Origin of the sequence: Proteus sp. G4415, assembly GCF_963896075.1 — a bacterium.
In the GTDB taxonomy this organism is placed as follows: domain Bacteria; phylum Pseudomonadota; class Gammaproteobacteria; order Enterobacterales; family Enterobacteriaceae; genus Proteus; species Proteus mirabilis.
In genome coordinates this window covers 1-19,966 of sequence record NZ_CAWQOK010000044.1, presented here as the reverse complement: position 1 = coordinate 19,966, position 19,966 = coordinate 1, and the positions used below count along the sequence as shown (strand labels likewise).

Sequence of the window (19,966 nt, the reverse complement as noted above, 5' to 3'; positions counted from 1 at the left end):
GCTACTTTGCCAGTGTTTGTGCTGATTTTGATGTTGAACTGGTTGAAATGGATGGGGAACGGGATCACGTTCATTTACTGATTAATTACCCGCCAAAACTGGCGATATCTAATCTGGTTAACAGCCTTAAAGGGGTATCGAGTCGATTACTTCGACGTGATCGTCCTGATATTGCCCAACGTGATTACTACAAGGGGGTTCTTTGGTCGCCGAGTTATTTCGCGGGGAGTTGTGGTGGCGCACCAATATCCATTATCCGCCAGTACATTGAGCAACAGGAAACACCTCGTTAGTTAAAAAACCGCGCCTTATATCCCCGACCTGAAGGACGGGGTTTTACGGTGCTTTGGATAAAAAAAGAGCAAAGTGCGTAATGAATACAAAGGTAGGGATGGACCCTTTGTGTTCAACACTTTGCTCTCTTTATTTAGTTACGCACCTCTCGTAAGAGGTGCTATTTTCACAAGGCGTATGAAAATATGTTATTTACGAGTAATGTTGTTCGCTTTTGGTTGAGCAATAGGTGACTGCTCAGCAAAGTATTTCACTACTGCATCAACATCTGGCACGCTGTAAACCGGATCTTTACCTTCTTTCAGTACAGAGAAGTTACTACCACCTGTTGCTAAGTATTCATTTGCAACTACACGGTAATTCGCTTTCATATCCACAGGCTTACCATCAATACGCATTGATTCAACAATCACACGTTGTCCAACAGGTGCTTTGCTGTCCCATGTATATTGGAAATTACCCGATACCGCTAATACTTGTGGACGTGAACGATCCCACTGTTGCTCTAATAAGCGTTTGATCTGCTCACCCGTTAATGTTTGTGTTAACAGTACATTAGAGAATGGTTGTACGGTATAAATAGCGTTATAAGAAACATCACCCCCCGTCATATCAGCACGAATACCGCCACTGTTCATTAAGGCGATTTGTGCGCCACCCATATCTTTTGGTTTTGCCGTATATAAATGGGCATCAGCAATAACTTGACCTAGACCCGATTCGCCCGCATCGTTAGTTTGCTTGGTTAAGTTACCTTCTAGTTTACCAATAATACGGTTCGCTAATGGTGTAGCAATTTTCTCGTAAGCTTCTAACAGTTTAGTGACTGCAGGATCTTTTTCATATTTGCGGTTATCAACCCAAATATTACGCGCTTCTACATCAACAACATCTTTCGTTGTTTTATCTAATTTCAGGTCGATACGCGTTAACATGGCGCCATTAGATTGTGCAGAAGTCACTGATCTACCGTTAATAGTACAGTTATAAGCTTGGTGAGTATGACCCGTTACAACAAAGTCAACCGCTGGATCTAATTGTTCAACCACACCAAGTACTTTACCTGTAATACCATTACATGCGTTGATATTTACTGGACCACCATCACGGCGCTGTGCAGCACCTTCGTGGATCAGAACACCAATCGCCTGTACACCTTGAGCTTGTAACTTAGGCACTAATGCGTTGATTGTTTTTGCTTCATTGTGGAAGCTTAAACCTTCAGTTCCTTTTGGTGTCACGATAGCCGCAGTACCTTCTAAAGTTAAACCAATAAAGGCAACCGGAATACCATTGAACTCTTTAATCACATATTCAGGGAATAACGTTTTACCTGTTTCGTTAACAGTCACGTTAGCCGCTAAATATTGGAAATCAGCACCTTTAAATTCAGTAGGACCTTGACAACCTGTAACTGGATGGCAACCACCGTTTTGCTTACGCAGTAACTCACCCATACCTTTATCAAATTCGTGGTTACCCACTGAAGTTGCTTCTAAACCTGCTAATGACAGCGCTTCAATAGTTGGCTCATCATGGAACATTGAAGATAACAGTGGGCTAGCACCAACCATATCACCGGCAGCTACCACAATATTATTTGGGTTATCTTTTTTCAGCTCTTTGACCAGCGTAGCCATATGCTCAATACCACCAGGCTTGTTTGGACCTGGTGCTTTTAATGCACCATGGAAGTCATTGAGTGCAATCACACGGACATCAACGACGTTCGCTTCGTCATAATTTTTAGCACAACCTGCTAATAAGACGGAGCTTACTGCAAGGGCTACGAGTTTATATTTATGGTTCATTTAAGTTTTATCCCTAGATCAATATTCACGTTTCGGACAATCAATCACTTCGAAATCTTTGCTATAACAAATATAGAATTCATCTCGATTAATTTGAATTTCTTTATCCTTCAATGATGGATTATTTTCTTTTAAGAACTTAATCAATTCACTATTTGAAGGGCGGCCTTCTGGTAACACTAATGCGTCAAATAACGCTTGTTGCTGACCAAAGAATGCTTCTGGCGTATCAAAGGCACAAACGCCATGTTTTTCCCATTCACCTTGCAATAAATCGATACCCGGTGATGAACATAAGTAAGGTTTAATCGCTGAGTATTCTAATGGTGGTAAATCCCCTTTACATAAACGAGGATGCTTGCGTATGTCTTTCCAGTCACGGCATTCATCCCATGATTTACCATCGCAGGTTTCAGCCCATAGCCCATGAACAATCCAGCCAAATTTATTATCTGAGAAACACTGGATTTCAAATTTATCGAATTCGCGTTTAGCACGCTCTTTTTCGTTATCGTTATTTAAACGCTTAATATTATTTTTTTTATAATCACAAAAAGCCGGTGAGTAATTAATGGCTAATTTAAAGTAATCTGTTGATGCTTTACTATTTTGACCATAACGATCATTTGTCGCAATATAGTCATAATTGGCAGTAGGTGCATCAGGTAAAATACAAGATACGCCTTCAACTAATTTTGCTTGCGGTTTTAATGGTTGTTTAACTTCAGGTGCTTGTGTCACACAACCCGCTAAAATAACAGCTAAAATAGCAGGTAATAGCTTTATAAAGCGCATAAAATCCCCTTAAAGAGCAATAACTGCACTCTTTCACGCCAAAACATGAGAACGACCTGCCCGAATGGACAGGTCTATAAGATTATTTCTTCTCAGTTAGGTCGATTTTGTAAATTGCAAAACCGATATCGTCATTTTCCACAAAGGTCATTGGATACTGAGCAAAATCTTTAATAAAGTTAGCGGCTTTTTCACTTGGTGAAGTTTCAAAGCGAACATCTAATTGTTTATCTGTCTTGATCGGTAAGAAAGACCAATTATTCGCAGCTTTTGTTGCAACTTCGCCATTTTCTTTCGTTTGCTTAGCAATATAAGAAGCTAAGATTGCACGGTTTTCATCTGGTGATGCAAAGGCGATATTGCTTTCACCTGTACCCGCAAATTTACCACCGTATCCACGATAGTTATTGGTTGCAATTAAGAAAGTTGCTTTAGGATCGATAGGTTTGCCTTGGTAAGTGACATTTTTGATACGGTTTGCATCTTTATTGACAACTTGGCAATCAACGTCATATTTAGCAGGCTGAGTTAAATCAACTTTATATTCTACGCCACTGATAGTGTCGAAGTTATAAGTACGGAAACCATCCCAGTTGATTAAGTATTGTGGTTTAGTTGAATTAGGATCAACTTGGTTCCACATACCCGCTGAACATTCTAACCACTCAACAACATCTGCACCGGTTGCTTTTACAACCACTAATGTATTTGGATACAGATATAAGTCTGCTGCGTTACGGAATGTTAAGTCACCCTTTTCTACTTCAACGAAGTCTGCAGGTGCATTTTTACGTCCGCCGGCTTTAAATGGTGCTGCTGCACCTAATACTGGCAGGCCGTCTAAGTTCGGATCACCTTGAATAAAGTGTTTAGTATAATCAACCTGTGCATCGTTAACGATTTGTACCGTTGGATCACTTTGTACTAAAGCTAAGAAGCTATACATATTAGCTGACGCTTTACCAATATGTTTTCCGACGAAATCACGAGTACCTTGGTGTGCTTTTTCAATGATTTGCGCTAACTCGGCATCACGTTCAACTAATGCTTTTTTGTTTGCTTTATCAAAGATAGGACGCGCTTCACCTGTTGCTTGGGTCATCACCCATTTGCCGCTGTCGTTATTGATAACCATATCGACAACACCTAAGTGATCACCCCATTGGCCTGGCATTACTGCTGGAACACCATTTACAGTGCCTTTAGCAACATCAACACCTTTAATGCCTTCAAATTCTTTACTTGGGAATACGCCGTGAGCATGACCAAACATAATAGCGTTAATGCCATCAACTTCACTCAGATAATAGACTGAGTTTTCAGCCATAGCTTTATAAGGTTCAGAAGAGAAACCAGAGTGAGGGATAGCCACAATCAGATCCGCACCCTCTTTTTTCATTTGAGGAACGAATTTTTTCGCTGTTTCTGTAATATCATTGACAACGACTTTTCCATCCAGATTGGCTTTATCCCAGATTAAAATCTGTGGTGGTACAAAGCCGATATAACCAATCTTGATAGTGTGCTCTTTGCCATCACGATCTTTTACTGGTGTATCAACAATGATATAAGGTGTGAAATAGTTTTTGCCTGTTTTCGCATCCATGATATTGGCATTGATATATGGGAATTCAGCGCCCGCAATGGCTTTTTTCAGGTAATCTAAACCATAGTTAAATTCATGATTACCAAAGTTACCTACGGTATACCCCATGGTATTCATTAACTGGTGCGCTGGATGAGCTTCCCCTTTCTCTAAGCCTTTAGCTGCTTGATAGTCAGCCAGTGGACTACCTTGGATCAAGTCACCGTTATCCACTAAAATCGCATTGGTTGCTTCAGCTTTCGCGGCTTTAATTAAATTTGCCGTACGAACATAACCAAACTGTTCTGTTGGTTTGTCTTTGAAGTAGTCAAAGTCGATTAAGTTACTGTGAACATCCGAAGTCTCCATAATACGGAGATCGACTGTCGCAGCATTCACATTGAATGCGACCAACATTGCTAATGTTGAGATTTTCAACACATTCTTAACCATTACACACCCCTTATATATTGGTTAACAGGAGAGCACAGTTGCTCTCCTTTTATTACTTCTGTCAAACAATACTTGCTTTGATAAAACTAGAAGTACAGACGCATACCAGTTTCAAAGATATATTGTTTTTTATCTTCATAGGCTGGGTTTTCGCTACGAGCATCATCATATGCCATTTCAGCGAATAAACGTAAGTTGTTGTATTTAGATACCGCAAAACGTTTATCTACACCCACAGTATAGGTTTCTTTTTTGTAGTTGAAAGTGTTAGCATCGCCATCACGCAGGTAATAACCCGCATACATACCACTTTCGATACGATCCCAGTGCCATTTCACACCAACACCATATAAATTCGCTTTCCAATCGCCTTTAACTGAATATGAGCTTGTTGGTGCCTCTCCTTGTGCAATTACGTTGCTTGAGTTTTTGCCACGAGATTGTCCATAGTCGATACCGATAGAGAATTCGCGACCTGGGAAAAAGTATTCAGCACCGAATGCTAAGATACTGTTCTCTGGTTGCTTACCTTTATTAGGACCATCGTAAAAGTTTTGTTCACCAGTTGCTGATGAATAGCCACCATCAAACTCTAAACCAAAGGTTGATTTATAGAAACCAACAATAGAGTAAGCGTGACGAATATCGCCTTGTTTACGATCGCCTGGTTTGCCATCTTTCTCATCTTTACCATCTTTACCCGTTAAAGTTGCTGCTAATTTAAAGCCTTCATAACGGTTTGTTTCAATAAAGATAGTTTGTGGTAAACGGGTCATAAAGTTGTTTTTACCAACACCATTACTTTGGCTACCGACAGAGCGACTTAATACATCACTAAAGTAAAATACCCCTGTATTACCATAGCCGTAGCTTGATTTTTTCACCCAGTCAATTGGGATATAAGTACGACCAAATTGGATTTGCCCATAATCACGATGAGAAAAACCGACATAGCCAACGCGGTTGTACAGCTCAAAGTTAGTGTATTTGTTATCACTGTTGGTTTTTTGAGTATCTGAACCCCACTCTAACTTACCAAACACTTTAATATCGTTAGTCAGTTCATGGGAACCAAAGAAACCGATACGGCTACCATCATCACGCATACGCATTTCATGATCTTTACTTGTCACTTGCGTTTTTAAACGGAACTGACCGTTAACATCAAAACGTGTACCTTTATCGTTGTACACATTTACTGCGTTTGCAGATCCCGACAGAACCAATAAACCTACCAGCGCTGCTAAAGGCTTTAAGCTTTTCATGATTAAAATACCCATCTATTTTCTATAGTTTTATGATTTTCTTTCTAAGGTTAAAAATAATACCGCCGTCTATGATTAACCCTGATTTCAGTTCAAAGAGCCGCCGCCACGGATCTCAAACAAGAAAATCGCTTTTACAACCGTTCATTTTTATAACTGCTATTATTACTCTACTTAATTTTCTTACAGGCTTTAATTTCCTTGACACAGAGATATTCACCAATAAGACACAAAAATAATGTCCTCATTACTATTTAAATAAGGGCATTGCTTTTATTTCTATCCACAAATCGAGTAGAGCATTGAATTTTCGCTGGCATGTTACTCAAAAAAAAGCCTAACTTTCGTGATATAGCCCACAATTACATCAAAGTATATTTTCATGGTTACATACCTGAGTGATGAGCTTCACAATTAAGCTTAAAGATACGTATTTTTTGAACTTAATCAACTTTTTCAAAATACCATTTTTTAATTTTTCTTTTATATTTCATTTTGTTACATAGCTAATGTTTTTGCTAATAAAAAAATTTACCTTGCTATTTAATATATTTAAAAGGACGTATTATTTTTAACCACTAAATAAATAACCCTAAAGATTTAAATATTATTATCTCAATTCTATAATTTTCTATTTTTATATTTACTTGTTATTTAAATAAGCTTAAAAATAAATTTAACTACAATTTAACTCGCAGTAATGAATGACCTACACACTTTATAAGGATAATTAACTAAAAATATCAACCAAGATAGGACAAGAGTAAGGTTTAATTACAATCTCTAATCAATGTTTGTTTATGAACGACGGATTCTATTAATCATAACTAAAGCTAAACTATAACCATAGTTAACATAAAAAGGCTATTTATGCGTTTTTGTCAATTTTCCGCAAAAAAATATTTATATTTGTGATTTAGATCACCATCGTTACCATGAAAAACAACCTGTTACTTTTTCTTAAAACTGTGATAAAAATCACATCCAATCGTCAAGATAAATTTTCTTTTGTAAATTAATGCAGAGATAAATCTGAAAGTGTTGCAAAGAAAGCGTTCAAAAATAGGATAAAAACCCAACTACGTGATAATTATCACATTACGACAATCCTTGAGATTTAGATTATCTCTCCCGTAAAACGATAAGTTAATTAGCAACAAATAAGAATAAAACTCATTTTCATAAAGTAATTTTACTAATTATTCGATTCAGCTTGAACACTGTTTTTATACTGTGAGCCGATAATAAATTTCTTTTAAAGGATATTACCTTTTAGATACTGCTAACATTCAGTATCATATTGCTGTTAATCATGATTAAGGGGAATGTCAGATGCTGTGGTTTAAAAATATTTTGGTCTATCGCTTAAATAAAGAGATAGCGCTGTCAATGGATGAGTTAGAACAACAGCTGGCTTCATTAGCATTCACCCCTTGTAGTAGCCAAGATATGACCAAAACGGGTTGGGTTTCACCTATGGGTGATCGTGGCGAAGCACTTATCCATGTTGCAGGTAAACAAGTCATGATGTGCGTACGGAAAGAAGATAAGATCCTCCCCGCCACCGTCATTAAGCAAGCGCTACAAGATAAAGTTGAAAAGTTAGAGGGTGAACAAGGTCGTAAATTAAAGAAAACCGAAAAAGCGACATTAAAAGATGAAGTTGTCCACACGTTACTTCCTCGCGCATTTAGCAAATTCTCACAAACCTTTATTTGGTTAGATTTAGATAAACAATTAGTGATTGTTGATTCAGGTAGTGCAAAACGTGCCGAAGATAATTTAGCCTTATTGCGTAAAACATTAGGTTCGCTACCCGTGGTTCCACTCAATTTTAATGAGTCTGTCGAATCAAAAATGACACAATGGGTTCGTTCCGGTGAACTCCCTGCTGGTTTTACATTAATGGATGAAGCCGAGCTTAAAGCGGTATTAGAAGAAGGTGGCGTGATACGTTGTAAGAAACAAGAGCTTGTCTCTGATGAAATTGCCACTCATATTGAAGCCGGTAAGTTTGTCACCAAGCTTTCTCTTGATTGGGAAGATCGCCTGCAATTCATGCTTTGTGATGATGGCTCTATCAAGCGCATTAAATTTAGTGATACCTTGCGTGAGCAAAACGATGATATTGATAAAGCCGATTTTGCCCAGCGTTTTGATGCCGATTTTGTCTTAATGACAGGTGAACTAAGCGCGCTAATTGAAAGGGTTATCGAAGTACTTGGTGGTGAAGCCGAGTAATTTTATCACCCGATATCATAGTACAAAAAAACAGCCTATCTCACGCTATGATCAGGCTGTTTTTTTATCAATTATTCCGCCGCTATTTTTGAATTAAATAGCGTATTGTCGGCCCATCTTGCTGAATATCTAATACGGTATAACCGTAGTTTTTCGCATCTAAGGGAATATTATTAATAGACTGAGGACAATCGCTCACCACTTCAAGGATCTCACCTTTTTTCAGTGACGGCATCGCTTCTAATGTTGCCACCGCAGGATAAGGACAAGGCTCACCGACCATATCAAGACGATAATCTGGCACTATGGTTTTTTTCTCGTTCATGCGATTTCCTTATTAATTTGTGTTGAAAGCGCTTGCGCTTGTTGCGCTCTTTTGCGGAAGAAATGTTTTTCCCACCAAAGTAGTAATATAAAAGAGAGACCAAGTAGCAGGTAGGTGATGGCTAATCCACCAACTGGACCAAAGGTATCTAATAGGTTGATTTTATCGTAGTCGGTAGCCAGTACCGCAGAAAAATCATCCCAATAGTACGCCAGTATTGTTGAACCAATCACGTTACCTAAACCTACCCACCAAAAGTGGATCTGCCCTTCAACTGCACGATACATCCAGCCTGTTTCACAACCACCAGCAAGCACGATACCAAAACCAAACAACAAACCACCAATAACTGCATTAGGACCGGCCCACATAATTTTCGGTGCAGCACCTAATTGTACATAGCTAAAAATACCCACTGCACTTACCGCCATACCGATAATAATCGCTTTCGCCATATGCGTTCTACCGGTTATCCATAAGTCACGAAATGCGGAAGTAAAACAGATTTGCGCACGTTCAATTAAGATCCCAAAGCCAATTCCCCCCAGCATAGCAAAGCCGAGTTTGGGTGAATCAAATAGAATGATTAATGACCATGCGATCATGGCAAAAAAGATAACCATCCCCAATCGAAAGCGACGTTTTGCACGTTGTTTATCTTGCGTAATAGGTGATGCTTTACTGACTTTTTGCAGTTTTACCGGTATACGAAATAGTGGCATTAATGAAAGTTTGGCACCAAAATAAGAGCCAATAGCAGTAGCAACAGCAAAGAACCAAGCATGCAATGAAAATTGAGGAATACCGGTAAAGAATGCCGCGAGGTTACACCCCATGGCTAAACGTGCACCAAATCCGGCAATAATACCGCCCAAAACGGCCTGAAGAATACGCACTTTATGCTGAGGATGACGAAGTTTGACATTATTGGCCCAAAGTGCTGCCATAATACAACCACCAAACATCCCAATAATCATTACCCCATCAATACGAGTGAGTGGTGTCCCTTCAAGACCAATGATTTTAAAGTAACCCCATTCTTCTGGATGCGCACCAAACCATTGCATCACATGACCGCCCCAGCGAGTAAACTCACCAGTAACTGCCCAGAAAGTGCCGGTTAAACCAAAGTAGTAAGTAGATAAGATACCTGCTGCAATAACCGCCGGAAGAGGCTTCCAGAAACGGATCAGGTATTGAGATTTAAATTCTGACCAAGACATGTTTTTCCCTAGAACTTACCCCCACGAGAGACCCTCTCCACGCAGTAGGATTGGTCGAACATGTTACTCCAAAAATATTTTTATCAAAGGATCAGAATTAAGATAAATGACAGAAGTTTGCGTTATAACAAACTTCTGTAACAGAGAAATAACTTATGAGTATTTAAAAGATCAGTTGAGTGATTTGATTTAATTAACAAATACGGGGTAATGGCTCGTTATAAGGGAGATCTAAAATACGACTTGTGCCAAAAATTCCCGTTAAACGAATATAACGCTCTTCAGTTACTTCACCAATGGTACAAGCATCTTGACCTAAAGTATGTTGATGCAAAGCCTCAAGAACTTGTTTTTCTGCTTGCGGTGACACGACTAATACAATTTTACCTTCGTTAGCAAAATTGAGTGCTTCCAGCCCTAATAATTCACACACACCACGTACAGACTGTTTCATTGGCAGTTTGTTTTCATATACATTCATGCCACAGCCACAGGCTTGAGAAAACTCATGTAAAATAGCGGTCACGCCACCACGAGTTGCATCACGTAATGCACGAATACCGTCAATTTGACGTAAAGGCGCGATCATTGGTTCAAGCACGGCACAGTCACTTTGCAGATCAGCTTCCAATCCTAAATTTTCACGTAAATTTAAGATAGTGGCACCATGATCGCCTATTGTACCGCTGACGATGATCTTATCACCGGCTTTAATGTGACTCGCTGCCCAATCAATTTTACTTGGGATCACCCCAATACCCGCAGTATTAATGAAGATCTTATCCGCAGCACCACGAGGAACCACTTTGGTATCCCCCGTTACAATCTGAATACCTGCTTGTTGTGCGGCTTTTGCCATCGCCATCACCAATGTTTCTAGCGTTTCAAAAGCAAGTCCCTCTTCTAAAATAAAACCACAAGAGAGATAGCGAGGTACAGCCCCACCTACAGAAAGATCGTTCGCGGTTCCGCAAACAGATAATTTACCAATATTTCCACCTGGGAAAATGATCGGATCAATCACATAACTGTCGGTACTAAATGCCAGACGATCGCCCTGTGCTGTGAGATCGGCTAATGCAATACGAGCCTGATCTTCTTTTTCATTCAATAATGGATTATCGAATGCTTTCAAAAATAGCCCTTCGATAAGTTGTTGCATACCTTGCCCACCATTTCCTTGAGCTAAGGTGATTTCATCAGGTTGTTTCATATATTACCTTCACGGCGATACTGATAATAAGCCGCACATGCACCTTCTGATGACACCATTAAGGCACCTAATGCCGTTTCTGGTGTACAACTTTTACCAAATAATGGGCAATCAGAAGGTTTGCATCGTCCGGTTAATACATCGCCACAGCGTGATTGTGGATTATCAGCCACTTGTTGTGGTGCTGGTGTAAAACGTCGTTCAGCGTCAAACTCAGCGTAAGCGGGTGTTAGTTGAATACCAGACATAGGGATCTCCCCAAGTCCACGCCATTCACTGCTCTCTTTTAGCATAAAAACATCTTTCAATGCTTTTTGCGCAAGTTTATTGCCTTCATTAGGGACAATACGGCTATATTGATTTTCAATACTTAAAACATAATCTGCATTCTCAGCTTTTGCTTTAAGCTGTTTTACTACCATCAGTATAGCTTGTAATAAATCCAACGGTTCAAAACCTGTCACCACAAATGGTTTTTCAAATTCATCACATAAAGGTTGATAAGGCGTGCAGCCAATCACCATACTGACATGACCGGGGGCAATAAAACCATCAATACGTACATCTTCTTGCTCTAATAAGCAACGTAAAGTCGGTACGATAGTAATGTGCTGACAAAATAGCGAAAAATTTTTCAGTCCACGTAATTTCGCTTGTTGCAGCGTCATCGCCGTACTTGGCATGGTAGTTTCAAAACCTAAGCCAAAAAATACCACTTGTTTATCAGGGTTATCTTGCGCAATTTTTAATGAATCAAGCGGTGAGTAAACAATACGGATATCACTACCACGACGGCGGGCATCAAGCATTGAACCATGACGACCGGGCACCCGCATCGCATCACCGAAAGTACAGAAAATGACTTCTGGACGGGCTGCAATTTCTAAGCAAGCATCAATGCGCCCCATAGGTAACACACATACCGGGCAACCGGGACCATGAACAAACTCAATCTCTTGTGGTAATAAGCGGTCGAGACCAAATTTAAAAATGGCATGCGTATGTCCGCCACACACTTCCATAATCTGTAATGGGCGAGTGATGGGATGGGGCCATTGTGAAATAGTTTCACGTATTTGAGCTAATAATGCTTTGGCTAATTCGGGATCACGAAATTCATCAACGTATTGCATCATCAGCCTCTTCAAGGGTAACACCATATACATGTTGTAATGCATCCAGAGTATCTTGAGCTTCTTGTTCATCAAGAATACTCATGGCAAATCCAACATGAATAAGCACCCACTTATCTAATAACTCTGACGGGTCACCCTCACAAACCATAGAGATATTGACGGCACGTTTTACGCCACTGACTTCAGCATAAGCGAGTTGGTGGACGTCATCGCCCACCTCAACTATCTTGGCAGGAACACCTAAGCACATAAACGGCTCTCCAACCAAGCTAACCACTCTTCCATACCTTCGCCAGTTGTCGCAGATAATGCAATGATCTCAATATTAGGATTGACGCGACGCGCTGATTCAATGCACGCTTGCACATCAATATTAAGATGTGGCACTAAATCAATTTTATTGATAATCATCAGATCTGCAGCGGCAAACATATGCGGATATTTTAATGGTTTATCTTCCCCTTCCGTTACCGAAAGGATAGCCACTTTATGTTTTTCACCCAGATCAAAACTGGCAGGGCAAACCAGATTGCCAACATTTTCAATAAAGAGAATACTGTTGTCTTTTAAACCTAATTGATGGGTAGCATCATGCACCATTTGTGCATCAAGGTGACAACCTTTACCCGTATTGACTTGAATAGCAGCAACCCCGGTTTCACGAATACGATCAGCATCATTCGTCGTTTGCTGATCACCTTCAATCACCGCACAAGGTACACGTTGCGTTAGCTGTTTTAACGTTTGAGTTAGCAACGTTGTTTTACCGGAGCCGGGACTTGAAACTAAATTCAGCGCCAATACATTTTGCTGGGCAAAATGTTCACGATTATGAACGGCAATTCGATTATTTTTATCCAGTACATCCATCTCAATTTTTAACATTCGTTTTTGGCTAATTCCGGGAGCATGAGTACCAGCTTCCCCTTGCCCATAATGCATGTTGTCATTATCAATAACTGGACTAAATTGTTCTTCGTGTTCATGGCTATGTTCGTGATCATGGCTATGTTCATGTTCATGGCTATGAGTATGTTCATGAGAATGTGCATGATGATCGTCATGCCCATGATGATGCTCATGGAACACTTGGGCTTCATTTTGCTGTGCATCATGATAAAAATGGAGATGAACATCGCCACTATTATGGTAATGGTGATGATGAATAATGATAGGCTGACCATGAGTTTCGTAATTGTGCTTATGCTTTTGCTCAGACTTATCAATATATTTATGAACAGTATTCGCTGGAGTAGCATTGTGTTCATGATGATGATCATGCCCATGATGATGGTGATGACCGTGATGGTGATGGCCATGGTCGTGATGATCATGGTCGTGAGAGTGATGGTGGTGATCGTGTGAATGAGGCGCTACGCCTTCAATGCTGACATTACCTTCACCACAACCGCAAGTGCTACACATATTCTGACTCCTGACTATTCAATAAGAAGAATTTGACTCGGTGTCGCGTAAACGTTCTACATTATGATCTTAACTGACCACGAAACAGGGAACGCCGACTTAAATCAACTTCTGTGACGGATTGTGTCTGAACAGGAAGAGAAAGAGCCATTTTTGCACTGTTTTCTGCCAACTCAACCGCTTGCTCACCTTGTAAATGGCGATCAAGTGGCGACATTAATGAACAAGCCAGATATTGAGCACCATTAGCAAGTTCACCAACGACAAATTTAACCTGACCACAAGGAAGCGCTAAGGCGATACGCTCACCAATTTTACGTCTTGGCCACTCTTGTGATGGCCCGGGCAACACAATAAGCTCTAGCATCCAAGGCGTTAAAATTGTTCCAATCCATTGCTTTTCAAATAAAGTAAATCCTCCCGCTTTTACGGGAATATTTTCTCTATAAAAAGGCAATGCTTGCATCTCTTTTTTGGCAATCTCTCGAAAACTGCTTTCAAGTAATTCAATAGGTGGTTCATCGTATCCCGTGATATCCCAATTTAATTCACTCATGCTGTTACCTCTTTAGGGGTTACGGTGATCCCATGTTCACGCAAAATATTAACCACTTGTTCAAGTGCTATTTCCATCGATTGCTGACCAATATCTGACAATGACATACTTGGCGCTAATGAAGCAGGTTCAATACCCACTAAAATCAGTTTGCGAGGAAATTCATCAGTCATACGTAAGGCCATTAATACATCCGATAGCCCGAGTTGATGCGGTGAAATTTTCTGGGTAAATAATGCAGGTACATCATCATCATGTAATACAAAGATACTGCCCGGCTCGTGCTGGCTTCTTACTGCATCAGCAACAATCAATAAATCTCTTGCAGCAATATCTTGCAAAATTTCCATGCCTGATGTGCCACCATCAATAACATCGACGTTCTCCGGTAAAGAGAAGCGCTCTTCGAGCGCTTCTACGATACGAACACCAATGCCTTCATCGCTTAGTAATAAATTACCAATACCTAAGACAAGTGTACGCATTACAATACCTTCACCTTACTTAATTCTTTACCTGTTAAATCAACCATATGCACAGCACAAGCCATACATGGGTCGAAAGAGTGAATGGTTCTTACCACTTCCAGAGGTTTGTTAGGATCAGCCACTGGCGTTCCCACTAGTGATAACTCATAAGGACCCGGTTCATCATTAAAGTTACGAGGACCCGCATTCCATGTTGAAGGAACAACTGCCTGATAGTTTGTGATTTTGCCATCTTTAAAGACTATCCAGTGAGATAGCATACCGCGCGAAGCCTCTTCAAAACCGACGCCACGATACTCTTTACCCGGCTCAAACTCAGGTTTAATAAAGGAAGCAGTATCTCCACGGCCAATATTATCAACCAGTGATTGCCATAAGAAGTTAAGCGAATCTTGTAATACACAAGCATGAACAGTACGACCAATAATGCGTCCCCAAGTTGACTCTAACTGCTCTGTCACCAAGGTTTGACCGGTTAATTTGGTGTAGATCTGATTAACTTCGTTATAGTGTTTTACTGTGCCTTCATGTTTACCCGCTAAACCACACACTAACCATGCTAAAGTACCTACTTCTACAGGTTTGCCGTAAAATGTGGGTGACTTAACCCATGAGTATTTATTATTTTCATCCCAACCGGTGTATTTAGGACGAGTTAAACCTTCCCATGGTTTTAATGGTTCATCATCTTCATACCATGCGTGTTTACCACTCTCTTCAATGCCGTCTTTCAGGTTTTGATCTTTCCAATCTTTAATTGGACGATAAGTAGAAAAATCAACGCCTTCCATATAGCCACCTGAGAGTAAAAACTCAGTATTATTGCCATTAATAGGCAATTCAGGCACAGATAAGTAGTAATTAGCCCCTTTACCGATTTTTAACCACTCTGGATAATAAGCAGCAAAAATAGCAGTATCCACTTTATAAACTTGTTCAATAAAATCACCCAAGTTATCAATAAAGTGTTTTACATACATTAAACGTTCTAAATTGAGAACATTCGGTGCATCAAGGTTAATTGGGTTAGCAACACCGCCCACTGCTAAGTTTTGAATATGCGGTGTTTTACCCCCTAACACGGCCACAATGCGGTTTGCATCGCGCTGGCATTCCAATGCTTGTAGATAGTGGGCTACCGCAATCAAGTTCACTTCAGGAGGTAATTTCATGGCTGAGTGACCCCAGTAACCATTAGCGAAAATACCTAACTGACCGCTATCAACCAAATCTTGAATTTTCTTCTGCACTTTTCTGAACTCTTCAGCAGAGTTCAATTGCCATTGAGAAACCCCTTTAAGCATCGCTGAGGCTTTTTCAGGATCTGCCTGTAATGCTGCCGTAATATCAACCCAATCCATCGCAGACAACTGATAGAAATGGACGATATGGTCATGAATAATGTGAGAAGCCAGAATTAAGTTACGGATATACTGAGCATTAACCGGAATATCCATCCCTAAGGCATCTTCTACAGCACGTACTGAGGCTATTGCGTGAACCGTTGTACAAACACCACAAATGCGTTGCACAATAATCCATGCATCACGAGGATCGCTTCCTTTTAGGATCTCCTCCATTCCACGCCACATAGTACCGGAAGACCAAGCTTTAACGACTTTTCCGTTATCGATTTCACAGTCGACGCGTAAATGCCCTTCAATACGGGTAATAGGATCAATAGTAATGCGTTGGCTCATGATTTAACCTCAGCCTTTTTTAATTGTATATTTGACTCTGTTTGTGCTGGTAGTACCGGCAGTAAACGGATAATAAGAATGTAAGCAGTAACTTCGAATGCAACGAAGCCAATAGAAATCAACAACTCACTTGCAGTTGGGAAATAGTGATAGCCGTTGCCTGGGTTATAAGCGACTAATGAATAGTTCATACGCCACATTGCCGCACCCACTAACATAAATAATGCGCAGACAAATAACATTCTTGGGCTACGACGATTATTTTTCAGGTGCATCAATACCAGAGGAATAAACAACAAGGCACTTTCTGCAAGGAATAACCAAGAGAACATATCCCCTTTAGCGATATAACTCAGCTTACCGTTCCAAATCACTTCACCCCAACGTAATACCAAGAAGGTGATCAGAAGTACTTCTATGATTTTAGTTAACTTGGTAAATAGCGGTGTTTCATCGTCATTAATAGTACGGCTCGCTTTTAATAAAGAACCTTCAAAAATAACGATAGTGAAACCGAGGATAAAAGCGGTTAATAAAGAGAACAGCGGTAGCATTTCATAAGATTGCCACAGAGGATGCACCTTCCAACCTGCCGAAATCATTAATGATCCCATGGAGGATTGGTGCATGGTTGGCAATAAGGCGCCTAGACCAATAATAAAGAACATCGCTTTATTAAGGCGTCTTAACGAAACTTTCCAACCTAAACGTTCCAGTAGTGCAGGTAAAAACTCTAATGCCATCACCATAATGTAGATGGTCATACAAGTTGCTGTTTCAAACAATACGGAGTTAACGTTAAAGTATTGAGGCATAAAGAAGTGAGGCATGTTCCAGTAACGACCAATATCGATTGCAATGGATAATCCACCTAACGAATAGCCGAACAAGCTCGCTAATAATGCAGGACGTACTAAGGGATGAAATTCACCTTTATTACAAACATAAACAGCCCATGCCAGTGCCCAACCACCACACGCAAAGCCTGTTCCGATAAGTAAGTCAAAGGCTATCCAAATACCCCAAGGATAACCGCCATTTAGATCGGAAACATCCCCAAGACCCAATACCAAACGCTTACCAATAAGAATAAAACCAAGCACAGCAAGCGGTAAAAACACTCTAACAGCTAAAGTAAATAACTTACCGCCAAGTGGACGAGGATCATGACTCGACATCGTTATCCTCCTTATGGTGTTCCTGCTCTTGTTTTTTACTATTACGGTTAACCAAATAAGTAATGCCCGCAAGCGCTGCTATTGGTAAAACCATACCTTTATACAGCGTATGTTGAATATGTTCAGAACGCGCACCCGTTGATAATGGAGCCACTTCTGGCATACCTAGGTTTTCAAAAGGCACCGCGGAAAGTACCATCACCTGCGTACCACCACCTTCAAACTCACCATAGATATGATCTTGATATTCTGGGATCTTATGTAGATAAGTATCGCCACCATTAATGGTTTGGCGTGGATAGTGATATTCTTCACCCGCTTTTTTCGCTAACCGGCGTTTTGCTTCTTCAAGCAACTCTTCACGAGTACCAAAAATCACAGCACCTGTTGGACAAACCTCAACACAGCCGGGTAATAAGCCTTTATCTAAGCGCTCTACCCCTTTTTGGTTACATAGTTCACATTTATAAAGCTTACCGAAGGGATCATCATAATCGTATTTAGGAATGTTATAAGGACAACCCACCATACAGTAACGACAACCTGTACAGATATCTGCATGATAATGCACAATACCGGTTTTCGGATCTTTGGTTAACGCTGAAACAGGACACACAGAAACACAGTTAGCATCAACGCAATGCATACATTGTTTCTTAATAAAGGCATAACCGTTTTCCAGTTGATCTTTATTTTCACCTGTTCCATCACGCCAAATTTGAATAATGTTATTTGTGTAAGGACTTAGTTTGTCATTGTTTGACCAGATCGGATCACCATTAGCATAAGTATCACCACGCTCCATGGGTTCCGGATGATTAATTTCCTGACATTTTGTCACACATGCTTGACAGCCTACACAGAGTGTAGAGTCATAGAGCATACCGAGAGCCCCAGGAATTGGAGGACGGTTCTGCGCCGCAGCATGACTCGCAGTGGGTGCCATTCCCGCAAGGAGAACCCCACCTGATGCCAGCTTAAAGAAATGACGCCTATTCACCGTTTATCCTCCTGTGAGGCTCCTGTGGTATTTTTGTCACGGCCTAATTGACGCACAGCCATCACACTTACCCCAGCAACAGCACCAACAACTGCACCTAATAAGCCTGCTGCACCATAAGAAACACCACCACCTTCTTTGGCGTTAACATCGGGTACTTGTGCTTTTGGTGTTGGCTGATAAACATTCGCAAGTTGGAAAATACCTTTCGTAAATCCGACACCCTCTTCATTACAGCCATAGCAAGGGTGACCAATACCAACAGGCCAAATTCCTCCACCAATATCGCAAAACTCTAATGTTGGGCAGTTACCGTAAGTTTCAGGTCCTTTACAACCTAAATGGTATAAGCACCAGCCTTGGCGGTGTCCTTCATCACCAAATTCTTTAGCAAAACGACCCGCATCAAAATGAGGACGGCGTTCACAGTTTTCATGTATTAGACGCTCATATGCAAATAGCGGTCTATTTTTGCTATCTAACTTAGGTAATGAATTAAAGGTAATAATATGTGCAACTGTAGCTAAGAAGTTATGTGGGTTTGGTGGACACCCTGGAATATTGATAACTGTTTTACCCGGTAAAATAGCTTCCAGTGATTTAGCGCCTGTAGGGTTACCTCCAGAAGCTGGCACACCACCCCATGCAGAACAAGAACCGATAGCAATAATTGCCGCCGCACCTTCAGCGGCTTCTTTGATATGCTCAAGAATAGGTTTGCCTGCCACCATACAGTAAATACCGCCATCTTTGTCAGGGATAGAACCGTCGACAACAAGGACGTATTTACCTTTGTATTTCTCCATCGCATTATGTTTGTTTTCTTCTGCTTGATAACCAAAAGCGGAAGAGAGCACTTCATGATATTCAAGTGCGATAACATCCAGAACAAGGTTTTCAAGTGTTGGGTGAGTCGCACGTAATAAAGATTCAGTACAACCTGTACACTCTTGAGCACCAATCCAAATAACAGGTGGACGTTCAGGTGATGTCATTGCTTGTGACATTTGCGCGGCTGCTTTGCCGCTTAATCCCATGGTAGCTGATAACGCTGCGCACAATTTCATAAAATCGCGTCGGTTAATACCATGTTGGGAAAAAACATTATTCCCCAAGGCCATATATCTCTCCTGATATGATGATTTTTAATTGGAATAATTTTAAAACACCGCCTTTTTAACACTCCGACACAATAATGACTTGATCATTATCAAGCGATAATTCATTAAAAAATAAATTATTCTTTTATGCGAGAAAAAACGTTTCAGCTATTTAATG

General features: G+C 40.4%; 17 protein-coding genes and 1 pseudogene. 2 read left to right on the top strand and 16 right to left on the bottom strand.

Features of this window, described 5'->3' with window-relative positions:
- Positions 1–374: pseudogene (gene tnpA / locus AACU95_RS04515) on the top strand (IS200/IS605 family transposase); the annotation flags it as partial.
- A gap of 108 nt (positions 375–482) precedes the next feature.
- Here tnpA and AACU95_RS04510 read toward each other — a convergent pair.
- From AACU95_RS04510 to AACU95_RS04495, 4 genes are all read right to left on the bottom strand, one after another.
- Complete coding sequence (locus AACU95_RS04510; RefSeq protein WP_004245168.1) at positions 483–2,105, bottom strand: bifunctional metallophosphatase/5'-nucleotidase; 1,623 nt, start codon at positions 2,103–2,105, stop codon at positions 483–485.
- Positions 2,106–2,123: 18 nt separating this feature from the next.
- Positions 2,124–2,900, bottom strand: a complete 777-nt coding sequence (locus AACU95_RS04505; protein ID WP_004245169.1) for a ribonuclease T2 family protein — start codon at positions 2,898–2,900, stop codon at positions 2,124–2,126.
- Positions 2,901–2,982: 82 nt separating this feature from the next.
- Entirely contained in the window at positions 2,983–4,938 is a 1,956-nt protein-coding gene (locus AACU95_RS04500; protein WP_004248998.1) for a bifunctional 2',3'-cyclic-nucleotide 2'-phosphodiesterase/3'-nucleotidase, read from the bottom strand.
- Between the two features lie 86 nt (positions 4,939–5,024).
- Positions 5,025–6,203, bottom strand: coding sequence for a porin (locus tag AACU95_RS04495; RefSeq protein ID WP_223302909.1), 1,179 nt, complete (start codon positions 6,201–6,203; stop codon positions 5,025–5,027).
- Positions 6,204–7,535: 1,332 nt separating this feature from the next.
- Between AACU95_RS04495 and rdgC the strand changes: the two genes are divergently transcribed.
- Positions 7,536–8,444: a recombination-associated protein RdgC gene (gene rdgC / locus AACU95_RS04490; RefSeq protein ID WP_141192107.1), complete on the top strand. Its 909-nt coding sequence runs from the start codon at positions 7,536–7,538 to the stop codon at positions 8,442–8,444.
- An 82-nt stretch (positions 8,445–8,526) separates the two neighbouring features.
- On the opposite strand, the gene yedF is transcribed toward rdgC, so the two are convergent.
- From yedF to hybO, 12 genes are all read right to left on the bottom strand, one after another.
- Positions 8,527–8,769: a sulfurtransferase-like selenium metabolism protein YedF gene (gene yedF / locus AACU95_RS04485; protein WP_004245173.1), complete on the bottom strand. Its 243-nt coding sequence runs from the start codon at positions 8,767–8,769 to the stop codon at positions 8,527–8,529.
- Positions 8,766–9,992 (bottom strand): selenium metabolism membrane protein YedE/FdhT, encoded by a 1,227-nt coding sequence (gene yedE / locus AACU95_RS04480; protein WP_004245174.1) that lies wholly within the window; start codon positions 9,990–9,992, stop codon positions 8,766–8,768. Before yedE ends, yedF begins: the two co-directional genes overlap by 4 nt.
- Before the next feature lie 193 nt (positions 9,993–10,185).
- Positions 10,186–11,205 (bottom strand): hydrogenase expression/formation protein HypE, encoded by a 1,020-nt coding sequence (gene hypE, locus AACU95_RS04475; RefSeq protein ID WP_004245176.1) that lies wholly within the window; start codon positions 11,203–11,205, stop codon positions 10,186–10,188.
- Positions 11,202–12,338, bottom strand: coding sequence for a hydrogenase formation protein HypD (gene hypD, locus AACU95_RS04470; protein ID WP_004248992.1), 1,137 nt, complete (start codon positions 12,336–12,338; stop codon positions 11,202–11,204). The genes hypE and hypD overlap by 4 nt, the downstream gene beginning before the upstream one ends.
- The gene (gene hybG, locus AACU95_RS04465; protein WP_004245178.1) at positions 12,325–12,591 is read right to left on the bottom strand and encodes a hydrogenase maturation factor HybG; all 267 of its coding nucleotides are present in this window, start codon (positions 12,589–12,591) and stop codon (positions 12,325–12,327) included. Before hybG ends, hypD begins: the two co-directional genes overlap by 14 nt.
- Positions 12,582–13,766: a hydrogenase nickel incorporation protein HypB gene (gene hypB / locus AACU95_RS04460; RefSeq protein WP_004245179.1), complete on the bottom strand. Its 1,185-nt coding sequence runs from the start codon at positions 13,764–13,766 to the stop codon at positions 12,582–12,584. The genes hybG and hypB overlap by 10 nt, the downstream gene beginning before the upstream one ends.
- 61 nt (positions 13,767–13,827) lie before the next feature.
- Positions 13,828–14,322: a hydrogenase-2 assembly chaperone gene (gene hybE / locus AACU95_RS04455; protein ID WP_004245180.1), complete on the bottom strand. Its 495-nt coding sequence runs from the start codon at positions 14,320–14,322 to the stop codon at positions 13,828–13,830.
- Positions 14,319–14,807 carry a HyaD/HybD family hydrogenase maturation endopeptidase gene (locus AACU95_RS04450; protein ID WP_004245181.1) on the bottom strand — a complete coding sequence of 163 codons (489 nt, stop codon included), beginning with the start codon at positions 14,805–14,807 and terminating at the stop codon, positions 14,319–14,321. The genes hybE and AACU95_RS04450 overlap by 4 nt, the downstream gene beginning before the upstream one ends.
- Complete coding sequence (hybC, locus tag AACU95_RS04445) at positions 14,807–16,510, bottom strand: hydrogenase 2 large subunit (protein WP_004248989.1); 1,704 nt, start codon at positions 16,508–16,510, stop codon at positions 14,807–14,809. Before hybC ends, AACU95_RS04450 begins: the two co-directional genes overlap by 1 nt.
- Positions 16,507–17,688, bottom strand: a complete 1,182-nt coding sequence (hybB, locus tag AACU95_RS04440; protein ID WP_004245183.1) for a Ni/Fe-hydrogenase cytochrome b subunit — start codon at positions 17,686–17,688, stop codon at positions 16,507–16,509. Before hybB ends, hybC begins: the two co-directional genes overlap by 4 nt.
- Positions 17,675–18,688, bottom strand: a complete 1,014-nt coding sequence (hybA, locus tag AACU95_RS04435; protein WP_004245184.1) for a hydrogenase 2 operon protein HybA — start codon at positions 18,686–18,688, stop codon at positions 17,675–17,677. Before hybA ends, hybB begins: the two co-directional genes overlap by 14 nt.
- On the bottom strand, positions 18,685–19,809 hold the full coding sequence (hybO, locus tag AACU95_RS04430; protein WP_004245185.1) for a hydrogenase 2 small subunit: 1,125 nt from the start codon (positions 19,807–19,809) through the stop codon (positions 18,685–18,687). Before hybO ends, hybA begins: the two co-directional genes overlap by 4 nt.
- Positions 19,810–19,966 lie beyond the last annotated feature (157 nt).